General features: G+C 59.7%; 7 protein-coding genes. All 7 read left to right on the forward strand.

Annotated features, from left to right (window positions below; genetic code table 11):
- Positions 1–112: 112 nt before the first annotated feature.
- The 7 genes from GBZ48_RS35535 (at position 113) to GBZ48_RS35565 (ending at position 4,175) form a co-directional block, all read left to right on the forward strand.
- Entirely contained in the window at positions 113–319 is a 207-nt protein-coding gene (locus GBZ48_RS35535; RefSeq protein ID WP_174475326.1) for a hypothetical protein, read from the forward strand.
- Entirely contained in the window at positions 319–1,050 is a 732-nt protein-coding gene (locus GBZ48_RS35540) for a hypothetical protein (RefSeq protein ID WP_174475327.1), read from the forward strand. The genes GBZ48_RS35535 and GBZ48_RS35540 overlap by 1 nt, the downstream gene beginning before the upstream one ends.
- The gene (locus GBZ48_RS35545; protein WP_174475328.1) at positions 1,051–1,644 is read left to right on the forward strand and encodes a DUF4376 domain-containing protein; all 594 of its coding nucleotides are present in this window, start codon (positions 1,051–1,053) and stop codon (positions 1,642–1,644) included.
- Positions 1,645–1,709: 65 nt separating this feature from the next.
- Positions 1,710–2,264: a glycoside hydrolase family 108 protein gene (locus tag GBZ48_RS35550; RefSeq protein ID WP_174475329.1), complete on the forward strand. Its 555-nt coding sequence runs from the start codon at positions 1,710–1,712 to the stop codon at positions 2,262–2,264.
- A 64-nt stretch (positions 2,265–2,328) separates the two neighbouring features.
- A complete protein-coding gene (locus GBZ48_RS35555; RefSeq protein WP_174475330.1) occupies positions 2,329–2,541 on the forward strand; it encodes a hypothetical protein in 213 nt (70 codons plus the stop codon).
- Between the two features lie 195 nt (positions 2,542–2,736).
- Positions 2,737–2,982 (forward strand): hypothetical protein, encoded by a 246-nt coding sequence (locus GBZ48_RS35560; protein WP_174475331.1) that lies wholly within the window; start codon positions 2,737–2,739, stop codon positions 2,980–2,982.
- A 788-nt stretch (positions 2,983–3,770) separates the two neighbouring features.
- A complete protein-coding gene (locus GBZ48_RS35565) occupies positions 3,771–4,175 on the forward strand; it encodes a 3TM-type holin (protein ID WP_174475332.1) in 405 nt (134 codons plus the stop codon).
- The last annotated feature ends 850 nt before the right edge of the window (positions 4,176–5,025 follow it).

The following is a 5,025-nucleotide window of genomic DNA, read 5'->3' on the forward strand; positions in this document are numbered from 1 at the left end:
GGCGACGTGCCCCCGAACGAACCTGTCCCCGCAACCCTCCAGCCCCGTCATGCCGCGCCGTTGGCGCCACCCATCGACGCGCCTTCGGGCAGCCGTTCCAAAGCGCTGATGAATGATCCGGGCTAACGGTCAAACAGTCATCGTCAACGCGAAGCAAGACGGCGTTGGAGGCCGGACAATTTCCGTTGGGACGTTCTTCAAGACAAAGGGAAATTCCGGCATTGCGCTTTCTACAGCGGCAAACGCGCGGGATAAGATCGTTCTGGAACAGTATTCCGGTACGGAGATCGATACCGTTGTTGGAAAGGATTACCGGTGATGCTCAATCAGGCGGCACACTTTATGAGCGGCGGCGATTTGGTCAGCACCGATCCGTTGTTCAGCCAGACGGTGTTGCTCATTCAGCCTCTTGCGGGCGAAACCCAAGTGGGCGACAAGAGCAAGAATAAGCATCTGCTGACGTGCACAGGCACTGTGGGGATTGACCCCTACACTGCGTGGACCGGCGGAGCTTCCGTCAGCATTCAGCCCGCGTCGGGAAATCACCTGCTAATTCCGACAACAATCAATGTGGCTGGTGATTTTTGCATAGAAATGGCGTGGAAAAGTGACGCGACGACGCCTGATTATACTGCAAAGTTCATCTGCTTTGACGCGGCCGTTATGTCGGTAGACGGCAGATATAACGGCTCGGTTATTTCTCGCGCAGAGTCAGGCAGTTACTACGGTGAAGCTTATGATGCAAGTTGGGGCGTGAGCGGTGCAATTAATACCCTGGTGCTGGATCGTAAAGACGGCGTGCTGCAAGTCTATGTAAATAACGCGCGTAAACTGTATGTCTCAGGGTATACGCAAAACCTTCGATGGCGCACCGATCCGGGTTCTGGCGCAACACCCCCCGCTCCGTCTATCGGCAGCCGTGCGTGGGATGACGCCGCACAGCTTTGGGGAAAGTTGTTGCAGTTTCGGCTTACCAATGCCTCGCGTGGATATACCGGCGGCGCAATCACCTATCCCATGGGCTTGATGCCCGTTCCTGTGGAGGCGTAAATGCGGACACCAGCGATCATCGTCAAGGGTGACGGAGTCTTCCAGCCAGTCTACACCCCGACGGCGTTTTACTTCGGTGAAGGTGACGACGCGGTTTTGCATCCGGCTGCCGCCTGGAGCCTCTGGAGCGCGGTCGATTGGACGGAAATGTGCCCCGGCTGGAAAGTCCTGCCGCTGATCGATGTTCCGCCTGTAGCGCCGGGCAAGCGCGCCGAGCAACGGCCTATGGCCGAGTGGATCGTCGGACCCGACGCGGTCGAGGTGGCTTATCGTCTGGTCGACCTCTCCGATGCCGAACACGAGGGGGAGATCGCCGCCGCGCGCACCGCAAAGGTCCGGGCCATCGACGCCGAGCGCGACCGCCGGCTGGAGCTGGGCGCGCTGCCCGACTGGCCGGACGATTACGCCAAGGGCTGGATCGCCATCGACAACACCCGCCTGCCGCTGCCGACGCCGGCCGACGGGGTCGCCTTGGCTGCGGCGGTCGCGCTCGCCTATTCCGCTACCGTCCAGCACGCGTGCGACCTGAAGGACGCTGCCCTCACTGCCGCCGACCCCGCCACGGTGGATGAACTGGCCGGCTGGCCCGACTGACGCCGCGACAACACTCCAACGACCGGCCCCCGCGAGCGGCCTTTTTCATGCCAGGAGTTTGAACCATGGTGACGAAAACCACCGAAGCGATCATCGACACCATCCTCCGTCGAGAGGGCTGGCCGCGCTACACCGACCGGTCCAGCGACCGCGGCGGCTCGACGAAGGGCGGCATCACGCTGGCGACGCTGACGAGCTGGCGGAAGCGCCCGGTCACGGCGACCGATGTCGCCGCCCTGGACGAGGTGCGGGCGATCTACCGCGCCCGCTACATCGAGGAGCCCGGTTTCGCCGGCATCGCCGACGACACCCTGCGCGCCCTGGTCATTGACAGTGGTGTGAACCACGGCCCAGCCCGCGCCGGAACATGGTTGCAGGATGCGGTCAACGATCTTGCCGGCCGGCTACTCCTGAAGGTGGACGGCACCGTCGGTCCCAAGACGCTGGCCGCGGTCAACGGCGCCGATGCGGCTGGGCTGCGGTGCGCGGTCTTCGTGGCTCGCATGTGCTTCTACGGTGGCCTGATCTCGGGCGATGCGCGGAAGCGGGGTCGCACCGACGATCAGACGCTCAACGCCGCCGGTTGGCTCAACCGCCTCGCTGAGTTCATGGAGGTGTGACGCCAATTTGACCAGAATTATGCCATCAGGTACCCTTATTCGTGTGTCTAAGGGGGTGGATGCTATGGTTGACCTGATTGAGACCCTCTGGGATATCCTGCTTGGTAACCATTTTCTTCGGTGGTTTTTTATCGGTCTTTTAATCGGGCTATTTCTAGTCGGCTATTTGATCTGGTCAGGCTCCAGCATGGAAGCAACAGACGCTCTCATGGGTATTGTTGTAACGGGATTTCTTGTGCTCGCGATGCGTGTCGTCTTTTGGTTTTTCAGCCATTAAGGCTCTATGGGCAGATCGTCATCGTTCGCGCCAGCAAGCGCGGCCGTACTGAGAACGATGCCCTGAACGCTGCCGGCTGGCTCAACCGGCTGGCCGAGTTCATGGATACCTGACCAGCTCCATCACCGATCCATCTGTCCGCCCGCGCCATCCTGGCCGCGGGCTTTTTCGTGCCCAAAAGGAGGGGCAACCGTCATGGCTTTCCGAATGGCTTCCCTGATCCCGGCCCGCAAGGTCTGGGCCTCTGGCCTCGCTGGCGTTGTGGCCCCCACCGCTGGTGCCGCGCTGCGCCAGTATGCCGGCGTCGACATCCCGGGCGATGTGCTGGCCTATGGCGTGACCGCCGTCTCGTCGGCGACCGCCTACATAGTGCCGTTGGCCGCACGCGACATCATCCTGCATGCGGATCAGGCGGCGCGGGAGATCGGCGGCGGGGCGTAATGTTATGGGGTCGCTCGCAGTGGACGGTCACTACGCTGCTTTTCCCGGCCAGGGCCCCTCATACCTGACACCCTCGACCGACTTCTTCAGTGCGCCACCGATATGGACGGCCTCCTTGATGCGCAACTGACCGACTCTCTCTTGCGGAAGGTCGATACTCAGGCCGCTTTTCGGAACCGGGACAGACAATTTTTTGGACTTTGCCGGACGAGAGGGGCGTGCACCTTGTTAGGTATGAATGCTTTGCTGAGCAAAAGCAAATAATTACAGATAAATAAAAAATTTAGCAAAGCTAAGAAACCGTACGAATGTCAATGCCGGCACCTGCCTTCGGTAGTTTGAATAAAAGGAAGGTGCCGGTACATTAAGCGTTTAAGCTGCAGCCGCTGCGGCTGCAACCATTACCGCGTCTGCAGCCCCCGCTGCTACTGTATCGGAAAGTCCAGCCTCTAGCAGCAAAGTCGTAACTTCCGACTTGCCGGCAGCGATGGCCGCCGGGAGCCCATTCACGACCGCTGCGGGTACTCCGACGGGAAAAAACGCCAGAAGCGCTTGCAAGATACCGGCCATATTCTGCTCCATTTTGATGCATTAACCGCAAAAGGTTAATAATAGAGTTGAAGGCAAATTTGCTCGCTAAGAGCAAAAAAGATTTACAGTTTGCAACCTTAATGAGTCAACACCATTTTTTGGCGTGCTTAAATTCCAGTAAATTAATTTATGCAATTTTTAGCGGTGGGCACCACCAAGCATCCCGCTCGGAATTTTTTGTCCGCAGGGAAGCCCTTATGGCTGTAGCCATCTCCTTGATCACGGCTGCCCCCATCATTGCCAACCTGCTCGACAGCATTCCCTACCCATATGCCAAGGCAAAGGTCGCGGCGTCGGCGAATGCGCAACTGATCGCCATGCATCAGGCCGGGGACTCTGCGCAGCTCGACGTCAACGCGGCTGAGGCTGCCAACCCGTCGCTGTTCGTCAGCGGTTGGCGACCGGCTGTCGGCTGGGTCTGCGTGCTCGGCCTGCTGGTCCAGATCGTCGGCTATCCGCTCATGGGCTGGGGCCTGTCGATCTGGTCGCCCGGCACGCCGATGCCGCAGATCGATACTAGCACGCTGATGGGGCTGTTGGTGCCGATGCTGGGCTTGGGGGCGTACCGCACCTTCGAGAAGGTCAAGGGGGTGGCGCGTTAAATGCGCTGGATTGATCCGTGCAAGTGCATGGGGAGGGTGTGAGCGGGTTGAGAACGAAAATGTCGTCAGCTGTGCCGACTTTTGTGCCGTCGCGGGCCGCATCCGGTCTCGCGCACCACGTGCGTTGCGTTGTTCGAAGACGTTGGAAACTCAGTGTTTCTACCACATCTCTAACAGAGTGGTGGCGGTCGGTTTCGGTTTGCTAAACCGTCATAGGGTTTAAAGCCCTATCATGGGTTCGAAGCCCATCCCCTTCGCCACCTTGCTTGGCTAGGGCGTTGATTTAACTGATAAATCTTCCTTGCCTGTTTTTGCCGACCCCACATCTCTCCAAAAATTTCGTTTTGGCTGGGAACGATCTCCAGCGAACCATCACGGCTGATTCGGGTTTTCTGGCGGAGCCAAGCGCGCGCCTGGAAACCAACGATATCACAGCCACTCGGCAGGCGCTTCAAAGCGATTATCGTGATGTTCCTGCCGTAGACGCCATGGCGCCACGCCATCCCGTGAGACGCGTCGGCGATCCGCTGGGGTGCCATGGCGTGCCTCGATTCGACCGCGCATCCGCCGCGAAACCGCAGCGCCTCAGCCGCACTTCGACCGCAGCACAGCCGGTAAACTGTAGCGGGACCACCGCACATCGACCGCATTCCAGCCGCGGGACAGCAGCGCACACTGTAACTCCCCACGGCGGCGGGCCGAGCGTCGCCGGCATCGTCTAAGCGTTAGGGTACGGACCCATAAAGAGCCTTTCCGTCAGTGAGCCGTTGTGATTCAACGCCCTGGAAAGGGGCTTTGCGATGAGCGACGGTCAGTTCTGGTTGACGGTGGAGCAGTTTGGGCGGCTTGA

This window comes from Azospirillum melinis (genome assembly GCF_013340935.1).
GTDB classification, from domain to species: Bacteria; Pseudomonadota; Alphaproteobacteria; order Azospirillales; family Azospirillaceae; genus Azospirillum; species Azospirillum melinis.

Coding starts and splice junctions, on each gene's coding strand:
- GBZ48_RS35535 (WP_174475326.1), top strand. CDS start 113: ATGATCCGGGCTAACGGTCAAACAGTCATCGTCAACGCGAAGCAAGAC.
- GBZ48_RS35540 (WP_174475327.1), top strand. CDS start 319: ATGCTCAATCAGGCGGCACACTTTATGAGCGGCGGCGATTTGGTCAGC.
- GBZ48_RS35545 (WP_174475328.1), top strand. CDS start 1,051: ATGCGGACACCAGCGATCATCGTCAAGGGTGACGGAGTCTTCCAGCCA.
- GBZ48_RS35550 (WP_174475329.1), top strand. CDS start 1,710: ATGGTGACGAAAACCACCGAAGCGATCATCGACACCATCCTCCGTCGA.
- GBZ48_RS35555 (WP_174475330.1), top strand. CDS start 2,329: ATGGTTGACCTGATTGAGACCCTCTGGGATATCCTGCTTGGTAACCAT.
- GBZ48_RS35560 (WP_174475331.1), top strand. CDS start 2,737: ATGGCTTTCCGAATGGCTTCCCTGATCCCGGCCCGCAAGGTCTGGGCC.
- GBZ48_RS35565 (WP_174475332.1), top strand. CDS start 3,771: ATGGCTGTAGCCATCTCCTTGATCACGGCTGCCCCCATCATTGCCAAC.